Genomic DNA, 15848 nt, shown 5'->3' with positions numbered 1-15848 from the left:
GCATCCGAAAGTGGATTATGGGATAAAATTACCGATATTGCTAGAAATGCCGCTTAGATGCAATTTGTCGTGCACCCCTATGGGGATGATATGGAATCCAATATAAATTGGAACTAAAATTAAAAAGATTCCCTCCTTCTAGGGAATGACATAAAATTATGGACTACAACGTAAACGAAAAAGGCTATTACGGCGAATTTGGAGGCGCATACATTCCGGAAATGCTGTATCCGAATGTGGAAGAATTACGCCAGAATTATTTAAAAATAATGGCGGAACCCGACTTTAAAAAGGAGTTCGACCAACTATTAAAAGATTATGTTGGGCGTCCTTCCCCACTGTATTTTGCCAAACGCCTTTCTGAAAAATACAACACCAAAATTTATTTAAAACGTGAAGATTTAAACCATACGGGTGCGCATAAAATAAACAATACCATTGGGCAAATTTTAATGGCTAAACGTTTGGGCAAACATCGCATTATTGCTGAAACTGGCGCTGGCCAACATGGTGTTGCCACAGCCACGGTTTGTGCTTTAATGGGTTTGGAATGTATCGTTTATATGGGCGAAATCGACATTGCACGTCAAGCACCAAACGTTGCCAGAATGAAAATGCTAGGGGCCACCGTAGTGCCTGCTTTATCTGGAAGCCGTACCTTAAAAGATGCGACCAACGAAGCCATTCGCGATTGGATCAACAACCCCGTTGACACGCATTATATTATCGGTTCAGCCATTGGCCCACACCCTTATCCGGACATGGTTACGCGTTTTCAATCGGTAATTTCCGAAGAAATCAAATGGCAATTAAAAGAACAAGAAGATCGTGAAAACCCCGATTATGTAGTGGCATGCATTGGCGGTGGCAGTAATGCCGCAGGAACCTATTATCACTTTTTACACGAACAAGATGTAAATATTATTGCTGTAGAAGCTGCTGGTTTGGGTATAGATTCTGGCGAAAGTGCCGCCACTTCTGTGCTGGGCAAAGAAGGTATTATCCACGGTTGCAAGACCTTATTGATGCAAACCAAAGATGGTCAAATTACAGAGCCTTACTCCATTTCGGCGGGTTTGGATTATCCAGGTGTTGGTCCCATGCATGCCCATTTATCAAAAACCGGACGTGCCGAATTCATGTCTATTACCGATAGTGATGCCATGGAAGCTGGTTTAGAACTTTCAAAATTAGAAGGCATCATTCCAGCCATCGAAACTTCACACGCCTTAGCCATTTTTAAGTACAAAACGTTTAAACCAAAAGATGTGGTGGTGGTAAGTTTATCTGGGCGTGGCGATAAGGATTTAGATACATACATTAACTATTTTAAACTATAAAATAATCAAAAAATTCCTTCCCTTTTTTCAAGGGAAGGTGGATTCGGTTTCGGAGAAGAAACCGAAGGCGGAAGGGTTTTAATCAGAACCAAAAACCACCTCGTCTTCATCCCGTTACATCGGGATGAATCCACTCCTCCTTAAAAAAAGGAGGAGATTTCAAAATTTAACAATAAAATGGATGAGTAATCCCTAACGCAAACAAGACCTCACAGGTTTTAAAAACCTGTGAGGTATTCTAAAAGATTTCAAAATGAACAAAATAAACAAAAAATTACAAGAAAATAAAAAGCTTCTTTCAATATATTTTACGGCAGGTTATCCAACACTTAACGATACGGTTACCATCATTCAAAACCTAGAAAAAAGTGGTGTTGATATGATTGAAATCGGTTTACCTTTTAGCGACCCGCTTGCCGATGGCCCAACCATTCAAGCAAGCTCAACACAAGCTTTAAAAAATGGCATGACTACCGAAGTGCTTTTCAATCAACTAAAAAACATCCGTAAAACAGTTTCAATCCCCTTGATTATTATGGGCTATTTCAACCCTGTGTTACAATATGGCGTGGAAGCATTTTGTAAAAAATGTCAGGAAATTGGTATTGACGGATTGATTATTCCCGATTTACCAGTGGATGTTTATAATGAACAATACAAAGCTACGTTTGAAAAATACGGGCTCATCAATGTGTTTTTAATTACCCCACAAACCAGTGTAGAACGTATCAATTTTATTGATTCCATTTCAAACGGGTTCATCTATATGGTAAGTAGCGCCAGCGTTACTGGTTCGCAATCTGGTTTTGGCGACGAACAAACCGCTTATTTTAAACGTATTGCCAATATGGACCTTAAGAACCCACAGGTTATTGGGTTTGGTATTTCAGACAATAAAACTTTTACCCAAGCTACCCAGTATGCAAAAGGCGCCATTATTGGAAGTGCCTTTATTACATATATTACCAAAAATGGCATAAATACAATAAGTACTTTTTTGAAAGAATTTAACACTTAAGCCACAAGTTTTAAGATTAATTTAATAAAGTTTTGATTCCTTTTTCTTATTTTACGATTGAACCTTAAAACAAATAACAATGGGAATTATAGAAGATAAAAAGAAATTTAAAACGACTAAAGAACAGAAAAATCCAACAAATCCAACTGGTAACATCAACCAAAAAATAAACCAGTTTGATATTGATGAGAAAACCATAAAAAAACAGCAAAACAAGACATAGTTTTGTATGGTTTTAAATAATGGAAGAGGCTGTCTATAACATTAAGTTTAGACAGCCTTTTTTATGTTTAAATTTTATTATGCATTCATAACTTCAGGAATTTTCACTGTAGTCATTTAAAAATAATAAAACTCTTAGTACATGGGTTTTATTATTTTTAGTATATTTGGTAAACCAAACTGGTTTACCAATTTAATTTTTAATATGAAATTAGCTATCCTATTTTATTTCTGTCTGCTTTTTACCATCCATAATATAAATGCACAAGTAATTCTAAATGCCGATGGCCCGGGCAATACGTATGAATTAATTAACTCCATTCTGGCCCCAGGTTTTGATGTGATTGAAGCACCAGATTGCAGCCATACCGCATTTGGAAGACATATAGACGAGATTTTTGATGCCGATTTAAATACCAATGTATTCCGTTTTCAAATCCATGTAACTCCAGATAACGACCGATGCATCAATGTTGATAGGCAACGTAATGAAATAAAAGTCTATGATAAATCACCAAATAACTTAAAGGGCATTGAAGAAGAATCTGTAGTCTATAAATGGAAGTTTAAATTAGACGAATTTTTTCAATCTTCATCTAATTTCACACATATACACCAGTTAAAATCTGTTGGAGGACTTTATGAAGAAACTCCTATGTACACCCTGACTACCCGTAAAGGGACAACACCTGCAACAGACCAATTAGAACTGCGATATGCAGAAACATCAACACAATCAACCTTAAAAAAAACCAATTTAACCCCTTTTAAAGGCACTTGGGTTGATGTAACCGAAACCATAAAATATGGATCATCTGGAACCTATTCCATCATCATTAAAAAAGTGAGCGATGGCACCGAGTTATTTAGCTATTCTAACAGCTCTATTATAAATTGGCAAACGGGCGCCAGTTTTGTTAGACCTAAGTGGGGCATTTACCGGAGTTTAAACAGTCCACTAGATTTACGGGACGAAAACGTATTGTTCGCAAATTTCAGTATTGAGGAAATACCTACTTTATCTACATTTAGTACCGAAATAAACAAAAATAATATCAGGATTATTCCCAATCCAACTAAAAACAATAATCCAATTATTGTTGAAGCGCTTCCTAATAGTTTTGATTCCATTTATATATATGACAACCTTGGAAGGTTCATTAGGTTAATAAAACCAAGTACAAATACTATAGAAAGTACAAATTTCAAACCAGGTCTATACTTTTTCATTCTTAAAAAAGACCATCTTACCGTATCTACTCAAAAAGTAATAATACAATAGTTTCTTTAAACAAAAAAAATCAAACATTTAATCGAAAACCAAGCAACCTTCTAAATATCAACCAGCAACATTAACGTTAAAAAAGTTGTGAATTATAAAATATTATTTATATTTGGAAAACCAAATTGGTTTACCAATCTGGTTTTCCAATTTAAAACAAACTGAAACCATGGAAAAAACTACTCAAAACCACTGTACTTTATTTAAAGGACTTTCTTTTAAAACTTGTATTTTCACGTTAATTATCTTATGTAATTACAATGGGTTTTCTCAACCCATTTATAATATTACCAACCCAAATCAACTTACTGATACTTTTACTTCTGGTCTTCAACCGGGAGACACCGTTATTTTAGCAGATGGAACGTACACTTCAAATGTAACCATGAGATTTAATGGTGTGGGTACAGCAGCTCAACCCATTACATTGAAAGCGGCAACTCCTGGAGGGGTTAAATTTACTACTGGTATTCAGACATTAAAAATTGGTGGAGAGTACTGTATAGTTGATGGTTTCCATTGGAACGGCGGTTTTGGCGCCAGCAATTTTATTGAATTCAGAGACGGCACTAACCTTGGTAACAATAGCACGCTTCAAAATTGTGTCATTGATGGTTTACAAGTATCAGGTGGTACGCCAACATATAATGCTTCAACAGGTAAATACACAAGCGTTAAACATAATTGGATTGTAATGTACGGCACCTACAACACCGTCATTAATTGTTCGATTATGAACAAAACAAGTTCTGGAAATATGATTCTAGTAGAACTTCTATATAATACTACTCGCTGTGATGAAGTTGGTCATAAAATTATTAATAATTACTTCTATAATTATGCGAAAATTGACCCAGATTGGACTAATGCTGGAGATAGCGAAGCAATACGTATTGGTGTAAGTAATTTGCAAAGTATAAATAGTAATGCCATAGTTCAGAATAATTATTTTGTTCAGGCGGATGGTGAAAATGAAATCATCACTAATAAAAGTAAAGGCAATAGCTATATCAATAACACGTTTAGACGATGTAGAGGTTCTTTAGTTCTACGCCATGGTTCGCACACTACGGTTAATGGAAATTACTTTTTAGGTGAAAATATTGAAGGCACTGGAGGTATTAGAATTGTTGATAGTAACCAAATAATTAGGAATAATTACATTCAGGATTGTGTTACAACAATTGATAATGCTATTTGGAATAACGGCATCACTTTTTTAGGAGGAAACGATAGTAGTGCTGTTCCTTGTACTTCTACAACTGATGGGACAAGCGGCTATCAAAAAGTTCAAAATATTGATGTTTCCAATAACTCAATTATAAACACAAATGCCCCTTTATTTTTTAATATCAATACAGGCACAACCAAACCATTAGGAACAGTTTCAGATAACTTGATTTATTTTGCTGGTGCTACAAATCTAACACCAGTTATTACAGGTAATACGAGTTCTCCTATACCAATGGGTACTGGATTAACTTACACTGGGAACGTTTACAACGGAACTACTTTGGGTGAAACAACCTACCCAGGTTTTTCTTTGGAGGCAGGCATTACAGCTACTGCGTCGGGAGAAATTTTTACTTTTTCAGGTGCAGCTAGTAAAGGTGCTGATATGGGTGTTTATGCACCAACAACGGATGCCATGGTTGGCTACGGAATAGGTGCTTGTTTTGTAGATAATTTAGGTGCTAACATAACTAACGGTAATTGTACTATTGTAATACCTGAATCTTTAATTGTTGGTGGTTTGCCAACGCTTTCTCATAGCACTGCTAGCTACGATGTTTCTGTTACTGCTAATGTAAGTTGGACGGCTGTATCTAACGATGCTTGGATATCTATTGATATGGGTTCGGGTACTGGTGATGCAACAGTTTCAGTTACGGTTACTGAAAATACAGGTACAACCAGTAGAAGTGGTTCTGTAACTTTCACTCAAGATCCTGGAGGTGATGATATTGTAAGAACTCTAAACATAACGCAAGATGCACCTCCACCACCAGACCCTCGTGATGGTTTAAACCTTATAAACAAACTTGCTTCTGAAGCTGCTGTAAATTATGTTTCAAATGAAGAAGTAAATGGAACTACAAAATTTAATTATGCAGTCAATAGTTTAGATAAAGATTTAAATACCCAATGGGCAGGTGATGGTACCGCACACCCAAGCAACAATGCCATTATAATTTATGACTTATTAGGTGCTTTTGATTTACAATTGGTAGATATTGCAACCACAAATAACAAAACCTATAAATTACAAATTTTGGTGTCTTCAACCGGTACTGCCGATGGCGATTTTACAAATCCATTTCCTGCTGGCGACCTTATAAGCAATACAGATGCTTCGTTCAAAGCTTTTGTACTTCCTGCTACGGCTTCTGGCACAAAATATGTGAAAATTATTGGTAACGGACAAGTTGGTAGCAGCAGTAGGTTTACAACTTTACATGAAGTAGAATTTTATGGTGATGCGAGTAGTCTTTCAGTAAATGCAAATGATTTAGCAAACCAAATAACCATATATCCAAATCCTGCTAAAGATTTTGTGACACTTAAAAACATGAGGAATAATGTGGATTTAATTCAGGTTTTTAGTATTGATGGCAGAAAAGTTATGGAGAAAGCTGTTAAATTTTCAGAATCTGAGATTACATTAGATGTATCATCAATTTCAAATGGTGTTTATATTTTAAATATATCTAATGGGCAATCCAAACATTCTAAAAGAATTATTGTTTCTCATTAACCATTGAAATTAAAAAGTTCATTTTATTTAAATATGATATCTTCGTGTTAAATAAAATGAACTTTTTTTATGCCTTTAAACATCGTATTAATTGAACCCGAAATACCGAATAACACGGGTAATATTGGGCGTTTAGCATTAGCCTCTGGCTCTGTTTTGCATTTAGTGAAACCTTTTGGTTTTGAAATTGATGATACCCGTTTAAAACGTGCCGGTTTAGATTATTGGAAACATCTATCCATTGTTTATTACGAAAACATGGATGAGTTCTTCAGCAAAAATAAAGACGGGAACATGGTATTTCTTTCCAGCCATGGAACCAAAAATCATTGGGATATTCCTTATGAAGAGAATCTGTTTTTAATCTTTGGAAAAGAGTCTGTTGGGTTACCAAAATCCGTCATCGAAAAACACGTCAGTCAACTTTATAAAATCCCTATTTATAGTGAACACGTTCGCAGTTTAAATTTGGCAAATGCCGTTGCCATTGTTGTTTATGAAGGCTTGAAACATTTTTAATAAAAAACACATTAAACCTTTTTTTAATTTAACAGTCAAAGGGCAACTTAACAATGTAAATTAAAAAAAAATGAAAACAACAATCTTAAAATTCGGTTTATTAATGTTTGCCTTATTCGCATTTTCTCAAGTAAATGCACAAGACAAAAAACAACCAGACCCAGAAAAAATGTTTGCTTCTTTTGATGCTAATGATGACAAGTCTATAAGCTTAGAGGAGTTTAAAAACAAGAAAAGAAAAAACGAAGTGCCCGCTGAAGCTCTTGAAAAAAGATATGCTGCCATGGATGCAAATTCTGATGGTTCAGTTACATTGGAAGAGTTTAAAGCTGGCATGATGAAAGGAAAAAAAACTGAAGGCATGAAAAAGAAAAAAGAAAAAACTTCGGACGACAATGATTAAACCTTCCGTAAAAAGGCTCCCGGTTTAAACCAAGAGGCTTTTATTTGGCTTTAAAAGTTGTTTTTTTTAAATTTATACATTCATGGTTTTTTGATAGGTACAAAACACCGCTCAAAAAAAAACCTAAAACGACAGGATTATGAATCCAAAATATTTAAAACTAAGCGTCCTTTTATTTGGTTTGTTTGCCTTTTCGCAACTCTATGCACAAAGAAGCGGATTCCCCAATTATGAAAAAGCCTTTGCGTCTTATGATACAAATCATGACAAAATAATCCGTTTTGATGAATTTAGAAATAAAAAGAGAAATAGTGCCCTAGACCACGATCAAGATAAACTACGGAAACTATTTGATAAAATGGACACCAACTCGAGTGGATTTATCGATTTTCAAGAATTCAAAACCCCAATACCAAAACCATCAAAAAACAAAAAAGCTAAAAAAGTTTAAATCAGTTCAACTTATTGTTTCAACATCTTCAAATACATGGTCTCCACTTTAGTTCTTGCCCAAGGGGTTCGCCTTAAAAATTTTAAACTCGATTTTACCGAAGGGTTATCAATAAAGCATTTTATTTTAATACTGTAGCCCATATATTCCCAACCATAATGCGCCACCAAATCGTTAATGATTTGCTCTAACTTTATGCCATGTAGTGGGTTATTTGGTTGCGTTTCCATTTACTAACGTTCTAATTTTCACAGCCTTTTCAAAATGATCCAGTTTAAGTTCTTTAATCCACCAAGTGGCAGCTTCCATCAAAAGTTCTGGATTGTCATTTTTATTCGCAAAAAATGCATAGAATGACACACCAACGCCATTGCCTTTGGCTTGTATCTTTTTATTGCAAACTTCAATTATTTTAGCCTTTAAACTTGGGGTCATCATTTTTAATTGCGCCTATCGTTTCTACGCCTGTCATTATTCCGTTTGGGGCGTCGGCTACTGTCGTTTTTTTGGGTATTTGAATTAGCTGACCTCTCGTTGTTTCTTGATCGGTTCCCACCACCGCGTTGTTGACGTTTTTCTGGTTCGGTTGATGCGTTTGGATCTGGTTCAAAACCTTCAACAATTTCAACAGGGATTTTTTCACCTACTAACTTTTCAATATCACGTAAAAAAGTAGTTTCATCGGCACTCACTAACGAAATAGCTTCACCGCTTGCCCCTGCTCTGCCCGTTCTGCCAATTCTGTGCACATAATCTTCAGAAATATTGGGCAATTCAAAATTGATAACATGTGGCAATAAGGGAATGTCCAGCCCACGGGCCGCAATGTCGGTCGCCACTAAAACACTTACACTGCCGCTTTTAAAACCTCCCAAGGCTTTGGTTCTCGCTCCCTGACTTTTATTTCCGTGTATGGCAGCGGCTTTAATGCCTGCCTTAGCCATTTTTTCACAAAGTTTATTGGCACCATGTTTGGTACGTGTAAACACCAATACCTGTTTCCAGTTTCCGTCTGAAATTAATTTAATTATCAAATCGGTTTTCAACCCCTTGGCAACTCGATATACTTTTTGTGAAATCGCATCCACTGTCGTGTTTTCAGGAGTTGCTTCTATCTGTACAGGATGGTTTAAAATACCATGGGCCAATTTTTTAATATCCGATGAAAAGGTTGCAGAAAACATTAAGTTCTGACGTTTCTCTGGCATCAGTTTCATAATACGCTCAATATCTCGTAGAAAGCCCATGTCGAGCATGCGGTCGGCTTCATCCAAAACCAAAATTTCGACACGTTTTAATGAGATGTGGTCCTGGTTGATTAAATCCAGCAAACGCCCAGGTGTTGCCACCAGAATATCGATGCCCTGACGCATGGTTGCTACTTGCGGGTTTTGATTGACACCACCAAAAACAACGGCACTGCGCAATTCTAAAAAGGCACTGTATTCCTTTACGTTTGCATATACTTGTGCTGCCAATTCACGTGTTGGCGTTAAAATCAATGCTCGAATGGGTCTGTATTTTTCTTTCGGATTTTCAGAAAGTATGTGCAAAAGCGGTAATGTAAAACCCGCTGTTTTTCCAGTACCCGTTTGAGCCGAAGCCAATACATCTTTACCTTGTAATATGGGTGGAATGGCTTTTTGTTGAATAGGACTTGGAGTAGTGTATCCCTTTTTGCTAATCGCTTTTAGCAAGGCTGGAGATAAGCCTAATTGATTAAATTGCATATAAATTGTTTGGTAGCCCATCATTGGGCATTGGAGATGACAATCTAAATTACAATATCACCTCTGTTTTTATTAAGCGGCAAATGTACGGTTAATTTATGGAGCGTGGATTTTTATTTTTACTCTTGACTTTGTAAGGGAAAATATTCCAACTTCGTTTATCTAAAAACATCAACTTACCTTATTCCACAAAATAATTCTTTATCTCTAGACACAGATACACAAAGCAAAAAACCATATTAAATAAAGGGGTTTATCATGAGCCATCCATTTCTTTTACTAAATCGTTTTTAACAAAAAAACTTATAATTAAACATAAAAAAAACCGGCAATCATGTCGGTTTTTTTTATGAACTCATCTTGACTTTTTCTATTTCCTAAAAAATGGCTGAAATTCGCACATATTTCGTCTATTTTCTTATGTGTAGCGATGCTATGCCTCTCAAAAATAGTCTCATCTGAACATCCCGATATATCGGGATTCGGTTAAAAACAAAAAGTCAAGATGAGTTCCATTCCAAATTTATAAAGCCACTTAATCTTTAATAATAACTTCTGTTTTTTTATCTCCTTTTTTGCTTGAAAACTCAACCCCGTCTTTACCAACGCTTAATGAAGTACCGTCACTTCCTTCTTCTTTTTGTTTTTCAATAATTACAGTTTCTGTTTTTGGCTTCTCTTCTCTACAACTGGTTACAGCAAAAATTACTAAAACAGCAAGTATCACATAATTTATAAATCTTCCAAGTGTTAGTGTTCCTTTTTTCATCATGTATGTTTTTATGGTTAATATGGCGCAAGGTACAACCTACTGGAAGTAAATGAATTACACGAATTTTAATTTATGTTATAAAATTACCATTTTAAGATTGGGAGTTTCTAGCAGTATAGTAAATTATTATCAGAATAACTTCAATAACAAATTGGGATTGGGGCAATTATTCAAATAAAAACCTAAATCGGCTTTATTGCAAACTCCCGGATAGTCACCTATAAAGCCCTGTAAATCTTTTATAATTTGAAAATGCAAATGTGGTGGATAGTCGCCGTTTACGGTAGCATCACCTAAAATACCCAAAGGTTCGCCTTGTTTAAAAACTTGGTCCACTTTTAAGTTTTGAATGGAAGGCACACTTAAATGTCCGTACAGCGTATAAAATTCAACATCATTAATATGGTGCCTTAAAATAATGGTGGGACCATAATCGCCAAAATTGGTGTTATTTGCAAAACTATGTACGGTAGCATCCAAAGGTGCAAAAACAGGTGTATTGGCATCGCACCATAAATCGATTCCTATATGGATATTGCGTTCTTTTGCATTTATATCATTAAAATAACCACTTCGTTTATAAATGTTTCTAACTTCGTTATATCCACCAAAAGCAACTAAGCCATGGTGTTTTTTAATAAAACCGTCAATATAATTTCCCAATTTGGCTAAGGAGGACATATCGACATTTTGTAATTCAAAATTACCCGCTGATAAATCCAAAGCAACATATTCCAAACTACTAATGGTTGCATCTAGAACACGTAACGGTTGATTGCTAATACTGAAAAGGAAATCTGAAAAATCCAAATGCTCCACAAGAAAAGTTTTTACTCAAAAATATAAAAATATCACCAACTATGGGTTTAAATTTATTTAAGCAGAATCCAAATATTAGAAAAAATCAAGTTACTGTTTTTATTGTTTTCTGAGAATTTCGGAATAATTTATTTCCTATGTACTAATTGCATAATTAAAGGTTCTAAAATTATTATATTCAGCCTTTTTTAAAATAAATCCAAATATTTCTTCAAAGCCTTATAATGAAATAGGTGTGATTTTAACAACCAAAAACTAAGTAACTGATAAAAATTCATGGAATTAATAGCACTTATTGCTCTACAGACAACCGAGCTCATTCAACAAACAGAAATAATTCATGGCATTGACAGTGTCTGGGTGGCACTTAGTGGAGCCATTATTTTTTTAATGGAAGGTGGTTTCGCACTACTTGAAGCGGGTTTTGTTCGTGCAAAAAATGCGATGAGCATCATAGCCAAAGTTATGATTGACATTGTTTTTGGTGGCATTGCCTTTTATATTGTTGGTTTTGGAATTGCTTATGGAAAATCGAACGGATGGTTTGCTCTAGATTTTGGCATTACCACCAACGATTTAGGCTTAGGACTTACGGTTTCCAATAAACTTTTCTGGTTTATACAATTAGGGTTTGCAATTGCTGCCATTTCCATCGTTTCTGGAGCTGTTGCAGAACGCATGAAACTATGGTCGTATGCCTTATTTGTATTAATATTTTGCGCCGTTATGTACCCAATGGCTGCCCATTGGGTTTGGAATCCAGACGGATGGCTAGCCATTAGAGGCTTTAACGACTTTGCAGGCTCATCGGCAGTTCATGCCATGGGTGGTTTTGCTGCATTGGCCGCTGCTATTGTTTTAGGGCCACGCCTTGGAAAATATCATAAAAACGGAAAATCAAACGCTATACCAGGGCATAATTTACCATTAGCCGCAGTTGGCGCCTTTATTTTATGGTTTGGATGGTTTGGGTTTAATCCAGGGTCAACATTATCGGCAGTTGGCAATTGGGAACTTATAGGCACCGTAGTGGTAAATACCTTTTTAGCATCCGCGGCTGGTGGCATATCCACTATGGTATATACCTATTTCAAATACGGACAAATAGACATTACCATGGCAATAAACGGGGTACTTGCCGGTTTAGTGGCCATTACCGCAGGTTGTAATGTGGTCGATTCAAATTCTGCCATTATAATTGGCTCAATAGCTGGCGTATTAGTAGATCTTGCCGTTATATTTTTCGATAAAATTAAAATTGACGACCCCGTTGGAGCCATTGCAGTTCACGGTATCAATGGGTTGTTTGGCACCATTGCTGTTGGGTTTTTTGCTTCCGAAAACGGTTTGTTTTTCGGTGGGGGCACATCGCTTTTGGCAATCCAAACACTAGGGGTTATCGCCATTGGGTCTATGTCATTTATTGTCACTTACATATTAATGGTAATCCTGAAAAAAACCATTGGTATCAGAGTGTCCAGACGAGAAGAAAACGCAGGAATTGATGCCGTCTCATTTGGAGTAGAAGCCTATACCACATTCGAATAATTTAAGAAACAAAAGAATAAACACATGAAACTTCCATAACGAGTTTTTGATACCCAAAGCAATGATTATATGGAAGTCCCGATAGAATACGGGATGACCAATAAAAAACAAATAATATAAACACATGAAAAAAGTTGAAGCCATCATACGGCCCTCTAAACTTAAAGACGTACAACAAGGCCTAAGAGAAGCCGATATACCATGCTTGACAATCGTTCCCGTAAAAGGCTCGGGGTTGCAAAAAAGCTATACCGAGCGTTATCGTGGCACCGAACAATCCATGATTTTACAAACGCGTATCATGATTATGTGCATAGTAAGCGATTCGAATTTAGAAAAATGCATAGATATTATACTCGACAATGCTTCCGAAGGACAAGTTGGCGATGGTAAAATTTTCATTTACCCCGTAGAAGACGCTATCAGAATCCGTACCAGAACCCGAGGTATCGAAGCTATTAAATAATTTTATTTGGGCGTTACCACAATCCCGATAGCTATCCGGGAGGGCTTTACGCTACAATCTTTTTAAAACGGCATTGCGAGGACGAAGGACGCGGCAATCTGCCAAATTTTAGTACTCACAAACATTATTGTTATCAAGTTTTAAAAAGGATTTTCACTCCAATCCCTAACGCAGACTGCAACACTAAATAAACTTTTTAGTTTAAAAACCTGATAAAAATTTATTAGGTTTTTTTTGCTCAAAAAAGAAAGTCAACTTGACTTTATCGGAAAAAAACATAACTTCGTTTAACTTTGAGTATAATTCATTATAACGGAATTATATTCGCTACGCGCCATGCAAGAAAAATTCGTCTAAAATAAAATTGTTTACTAAAAAGGAAGCTTTTGTATTTGCATTAAACAATTGGTTGTATGGCTGAAAATTTTAAAGTTGAGTTTCTTCAAGAAGTTTTTGAATTCCTCGATGGACTGGATAAAAAAGCCTTTTGGGACAAAACAGACAAAAAAGTGACTATTGTGGTCGCAACCCACGGAATTTTAAAGAAAACGCAAAAGACACCTAAAAAGGAAATTGAAAAAGCGACCGCAATAATGAAAAAATATTTTGACGAAAAAATAAGAGAAATGAAAACATATCCATTTGACGAAGTAAAAGACAAATACCTTGGTAAAAAAGGTACGCCAGAAAGAGATGCCTACGAAAACGCGTTGCGATTGGATTTAATAGGACACGCAATAAAGGAGGCAAGAAAAGAAAGGAATTTGACCCAAGCCCAACTTGGCGAACTTGTGGGCGTAAAAAAAGCGCAGATTTCCAAAATTGAAAACAATCTAACCGACGCAAGATTTGAAACTATTCTTAAAGTTTTTAGGGCATTAAACGCAAAAATCAACTTTAACGTCGAATTGCTAAACCAAAATCTGAACTTGATATAAAATGCGGACAAGCACAGCGCACTTCGGTTTGTATTTGCTAAATTAGGCACTTAAAACACACTAAACGAAAAACCCAAACTTCCCCTTCAATTTAAACTGTTACGACCTCTGCATACAAATCAAAATCGGCCGCTTCGGTAATTTTAACGGTGGCAAATTCCCCAGTTTTCAAATAGTTTTTGGTGGCATCGATAAGCACTTCGTTGTCAACATCGGGCGAGTCGAATTCAGTTCTTCCAACAAAATAGTTCCCTTCTTTTCTATCAATAACCACTTTAAAGGCCTGCCCTATTTTTGCTTGGTTCAATTCCCAAGAAATTTGGGATTGAATTTCCATAATTTCATTGGCACGCTCTTGTTTTACGTCTTCTGGCACATCATCTTCTAAATTATAGGCATGTGTGTTTTCTTCATGGCTATAAGTAAAGCATCCCAAACGCTCAAAACGCATGGCTTTTACCCATTTTTTAAGCGTTTGATAATCTTCCTCCGTTTCCCCAGGATAACCAACAATAAGCGTGGTTCTGATGGCCATGTTTGGTACGGCGGCCCTAAAATCCTTCAGCAACTGCGTGGTTTTTTCTTTGGTAGTGCCACGACGCATGCTTTTAAGAATTTTATCAGAAATATGCTGTAACGGAATATCCAGATAATTACAGATTTTAGACTCACGGTTCATCACGTCCAGCACATCCATTGGGAAACCGGTTGGGAACGCATAATGCAAACGGATCCACTCAATACCTTCCACTTTCACAAGCGCTTCAAGCAGTTCTGCAAGATTGCGTTTTTTATATAAATCGAGTCCATAATAGGTTAAATCTTGTGCAATTAAAATAAGTTCCTTAACGCCTTTAGCCGCTAACTTTTCAGCTTCAATTACAACGTCCCCAATAGGCGTACTTTTATGTTTTCCGCGCATTAACGGGATGGCACAAAAACTACAGGGACGGTCGCAACCTTCGGCAATTTTCAAATACGCATAATTTTTGGGAGTTGTGGTTAAACGCTCGCCAATCAATTCGTGTTTATAATCGGCACCCAAAGCTTTTAACAATCCGGGCAATTCCGTCGTGCCAAAATACTGATCGACGTTAGGGATTTCCTTAATCAAATCTGGTTTATAACGCTCACTTAAACAACCGGTTACAAACACTTTATCAACCTCGCCATCTTCCTTTTTCTGCATAAATTCCAAAATGGTATTGATGCTTTCTTCCTTCGCATTGTTAATAAATCCGCAGGTATTGATAACCACAATATTGCCTTCCTCTTCATGAACCACATCTTTTCCACTGGCTTTTAATTGTCCCATCAATATTTCGCTATCGTAAACATTTTTGCTGCAGCCAAGGGTTACAACGTTGATTCTGTTCTTTTTAAGTGATTTCGTTCTCATACCAAAATTTAAGTGTGCAAAGATACACAATGATTTACGATTTTTGATTAACGATTTACAATAGGGTGCACGACAAATTTCCCTAAAACTGGAATCTTGGCCTGCAAGTCCCGATGGCAATCGGGATCAAAAACCTCTTGTAGGTCTTGAAGGGTTACTACTGAACCCAAACCTACAAGATACTTA

The 15848-nt window shown here is 36.2% G+C and carries 17 protein-coding genes; 11 read left to right on the top strand and 6 right to left on the bottom strand.

Annotated elements, in window-relative coordinates; genetic code table 11:
- Positions 1-158: 158 nt before the first annotated feature.
- The 8 genes from trpB (at position 159) to ACU1LP_RS15245 (ending at position 7990) form a co-directional block, all read left to right on the top strand.
- Positions 159-1340: a tryptophan synthase subunit beta gene (gene trpB, locus ACU1LP_RS15280; protein WP_445736709.1), complete on the top strand. Its 1182-nt coding sequence runs from the start codon at positions 159-161 to the stop codon at positions 1338-1340.
- Between the two features lie 253 nt (positions 1341-1593).
- Entirely contained in the window at positions 1594-2358 is a 765-nt protein-coding gene (trpA, locus tag ACU1LP_RS15275; protein WP_445736708.1) for a tryptophan synthase subunit alpha, read from the top strand.
- Between the two features lie 79 nt (positions 2359-2437).
- Complete coding sequence (locus ACU1LP_RS15270) at positions 2438-2581, top strand: hypothetical protein (RefSeq protein WP_445736707.1); 144 nt, start codon at positions 2438-2440, stop codon at positions 2579-2581.
- A 141-nt stretch (positions 2582-2722) separates the two neighbouring features.
- Entirely contained in the window at positions 2723-3862 is a 1140-nt protein-coding gene (locus ACU1LP_RS15265) for a T9SS type A sorting domain-containing protein (RefSeq protein WP_445736706.1), read from the top strand.
- Between the two features lie 169 nt (positions 3863-4031).
- Complete coding sequence (locus ACU1LP_RS15260; protein WP_445736705.1) at positions 4032-6617, top strand: chondroitinase-B domain-containing protein; 2586 nt, start codon at positions 4032-4034, stop codon at positions 6615-6617.
- A gap of 69 nt (positions 6618-6686) precedes the next feature.
- Positions 6687-7136: a tRNA (cytidine(34)-2'-O)-methyltransferase gene (locus ACU1LP_RS15255; protein ID WP_445734713.1), complete on the top strand. Its 450-nt coding sequence runs from the start codon at positions 6687-6689 to the stop codon at positions 7134-7136.
- A 70-nt stretch (positions 7137-7206) separates the two neighbouring features.
- Positions 7207-7539, top strand: coding sequence for an EF-hand domain-containing protein (locus ACU1LP_RS15250; protein WP_445732014.1), 333 nt, complete (start codon positions 7207-7209; stop codon positions 7537-7539).
- 139 nt (positions 7540-7678) lie between these two features.
- A complete protein-coding gene (locus ACU1LP_RS15245; protein ID WP_445732015.1) occupies positions 7679-7990 on the top strand; it encodes an EF-hand domain-containing protein in 312 nt (103 codons plus the stop codon).
- 11 nt (positions 7991-8001) lie between these two features.
- On the opposite strand, the gene ACU1LP_RS15240 is transcribed toward ACU1LP_RS15245, so the two are convergent.
- From ACU1LP_RS15240 to ACU1LP_RS15220, 5 genes are all read right to left on the bottom strand, one after another.
- The gene (locus tag ACU1LP_RS15240) at positions 8002-8220 is read right to left on the bottom strand and encodes a VF530 family protein (protein WP_445734712.1); all 219 of its coding nucleotides are present in this window, start codon (positions 8218-8220) and stop codon (positions 8002-8004) included.
- A complete protein-coding gene (locus tag ACU1LP_RS15235) occupies positions 8201-8428 on the bottom strand; it encodes a DUF6500 family protein (protein WP_445734711.1) in 228 nt (75 codons plus the stop codon). The genes ACU1LP_RS15240 and ACU1LP_RS15235 overlap by 20 nt, the downstream gene beginning before the upstream one ends.
- A gap of 2 nt (positions 8429-8430) precedes the next feature.
- Positions 8431-9720: a DEAD/DEAH box helicase gene (locus ACU1LP_RS15230; RefSeq protein WP_445734710.1), complete on the bottom strand. Its 1290-nt coding sequence runs from the start codon at positions 9718-9720 to the stop codon at positions 8431-8433.
- A 535-nt stretch (positions 9721-10255) separates the two neighbouring features.
- Positions 10256-10492: a hypothetical protein gene (locus tag ACU1LP_RS15225; RefSeq protein WP_445736704.1), complete on the bottom strand. Its 237-nt coding sequence runs from the start codon at positions 10490-10492 to the stop codon at positions 10256-10258.
- Between the two features lie 129 nt (positions 10493-10621).
- Positions 10622-11311 carry a peptidoglycan DD-metalloendopeptidase family protein gene (locus ACU1LP_RS15220; RefSeq protein ID WP_445736703.1) on the bottom strand — a complete coding sequence of 230 codons (690 nt, stop codon included), beginning with the start codon at positions 11309-11311 and terminating at the stop codon, positions 10622-10624.
- A gap of 276 nt (positions 11312-11587) precedes the next feature.
- On the opposite strand from ACU1LP_RS15220, the gene ACU1LP_RS15215 reads away from it, so the two are divergent.
- The 3 genes from ACU1LP_RS15215 (at position 11588) to ACU1LP_RS15205 (ending at position 14263) form a co-directional block, all read left to right on the top strand.
- A complete protein-coding gene (locus tag ACU1LP_RS15215) occupies positions 11588-12859 on the top strand; it encodes an ammonium transporter (RefSeq protein WP_445732021.1) in 1272 nt (423 codons plus the stop codon).
- A 124-nt stretch (positions 12860-12983) separates the two neighbouring features.
- Positions 12984-13325, top strand: a complete 342-nt coding sequence (locus ACU1LP_RS15210; RefSeq protein ID WP_445732022.1) for a P-II family nitrogen regulator — start codon at positions 12984-12986, stop codon at positions 13323-13325.
- Positions 13326-13951: 626 nt separating this feature from the next.
- Positions 13952-14263 carry a helix-turn-helix domain-containing protein gene (locus tag ACU1LP_RS15205; protein ID WP_445736710.1) on the top strand — a complete coding sequence of 104 codons (312 nt, stop codon included), beginning with the start codon at positions 13952-13954 and terminating at the stop codon, positions 14261-14263.
- Positions 14264-14354: 91 nt separating this feature from the next.
- Here the strand turns inward: ACU1LP_RS15205 and rimO are convergent, their stop codons facing one another.
- Positions 14355-15662 (bottom strand): 30S ribosomal protein S12 methylthiotransferase RimO, encoded by a 1308-nt coding sequence (gene rimO / locus ACU1LP_RS15200; protein ID WP_445736702.1) that lies wholly within the window; start codon positions 15660-15662, stop codon positions 14355-14357.
- Between the last annotated feature and the right edge of the window lie 186 nt (positions 15663-15848).

The organism is Mariniflexile sp. (assembly GCF_052728615.1).
The sequence above is the reverse complement of the archived record's forward strand: the minus strand, read 5'-3'. Positions and strand labels throughout refer to the sequence as shown.

Bases quoted from the DNA above. Each gene is read 5' to 3' on its own strand.
- ACU1LP_RS15215 (WP_445732021.1), top strand. From the start codon at position 11,588: ATGGAATTAATAGCACTTATTGCTCTACAGACAACCGAGCTCATTCAA.
- ACU1LP_RS15225 (WP_445736704.1), bottom strand. From the start codon at position 10,492: ATGATGAAAAAAGGAACACTAACACTTGGAAGATTTATAAATTATGTG.
- trpB (WP_445736709.1), top strand. From the start codon at position 159: ATGGACTACAACGTAAACGAAAAAGGCTATTACGGCGAATTTGGAGGC.
- ACU1LP_RS15210 (WP_445732022.1), top strand. From the start codon at position 12,984: ATGAAAAAAGTTGAAGCCATCATACGGCCCTCTAAACTTAAAGACGTA.
- ACU1LP_RS15205 (WP_445736710.1), top strand. From the start codon at position 13,952: ATGAAAACATATCCATTTGACGAAGTAAAAGACAAATACCTTGGTAAA.
- ACU1LP_RS15265 (WP_445736706.1), top strand. From the start codon at position 2,723: ATGGGTTTTATTATTTTTAGTATATTTGGTAAACCAAACTGGTTTACC.
- ACU1LP_RS15270 (WP_445736707.1), top strand. From the start codon at position 2,438: ATGGGAATTATAGAAGATAAAAAGAAATTTAAAACGACTAAAGAACAG.
- ACU1LP_RS15235 (WP_445734711.1), bottom strand. From the start codon at position 8,428: ATGATGACCCCAAGTTTAAAGGCTAAAATAATTGAAGTTTGCAATAAA.
- ACU1LP_RS15230 (WP_445734710.1), bottom strand. From the start codon at position 9,720: ATGCAATTTAATCAATTAGGCTTATCTCCAGCCTTGCTAAAAGCGATT.
- ACU1LP_RS15255 (WP_445734713.1), top strand. From the start codon at position 6,687: ATGCCTTTAAACATCGTATTAATTGAACCCGAAATACCGAATAACACG.
- ACU1LP_RS15245 (WP_445732015.1), top strand. From the start codon at position 7,679: ATGAATCCAAAATATTTAAAACTAAGCGTCCTTTTATTTGGTTTGTTT.
- ACU1LP_RS15240 (WP_445734712.1), bottom strand. From the start codon at position 8,220: ATGGAAACGCAACCAAATAACCCACTACATGGCATAAAGTTAGAGCAA.
- rimO (WP_445736702.1), bottom strand. From the start codon at position 15,662: ATGAGAACGAAATCACTTAAAAAGAACAGAATCAACGTTGTAACCCTT.
- ACU1LP_RS15250 (WP_445732014.1), top strand. From the start codon at position 7,207: ATGAAAACAACAATCTTAAAATTCGGTTTATTAATGTTTGCCTTATTC.
- ACU1LP_RS15260 (WP_445736705.1), top strand. From the start codon at position 4,032: ATGGAAAAAACTACTCAAAACCACTGTACTTTATTTAAAGGACTTTCT.
- trpA (WP_445736708.1), top strand. From the start codon at position 1,594: ATGAACAAAATAAACAAAAAATTACAAGAAAATAAAAAGCTTCTTTCA.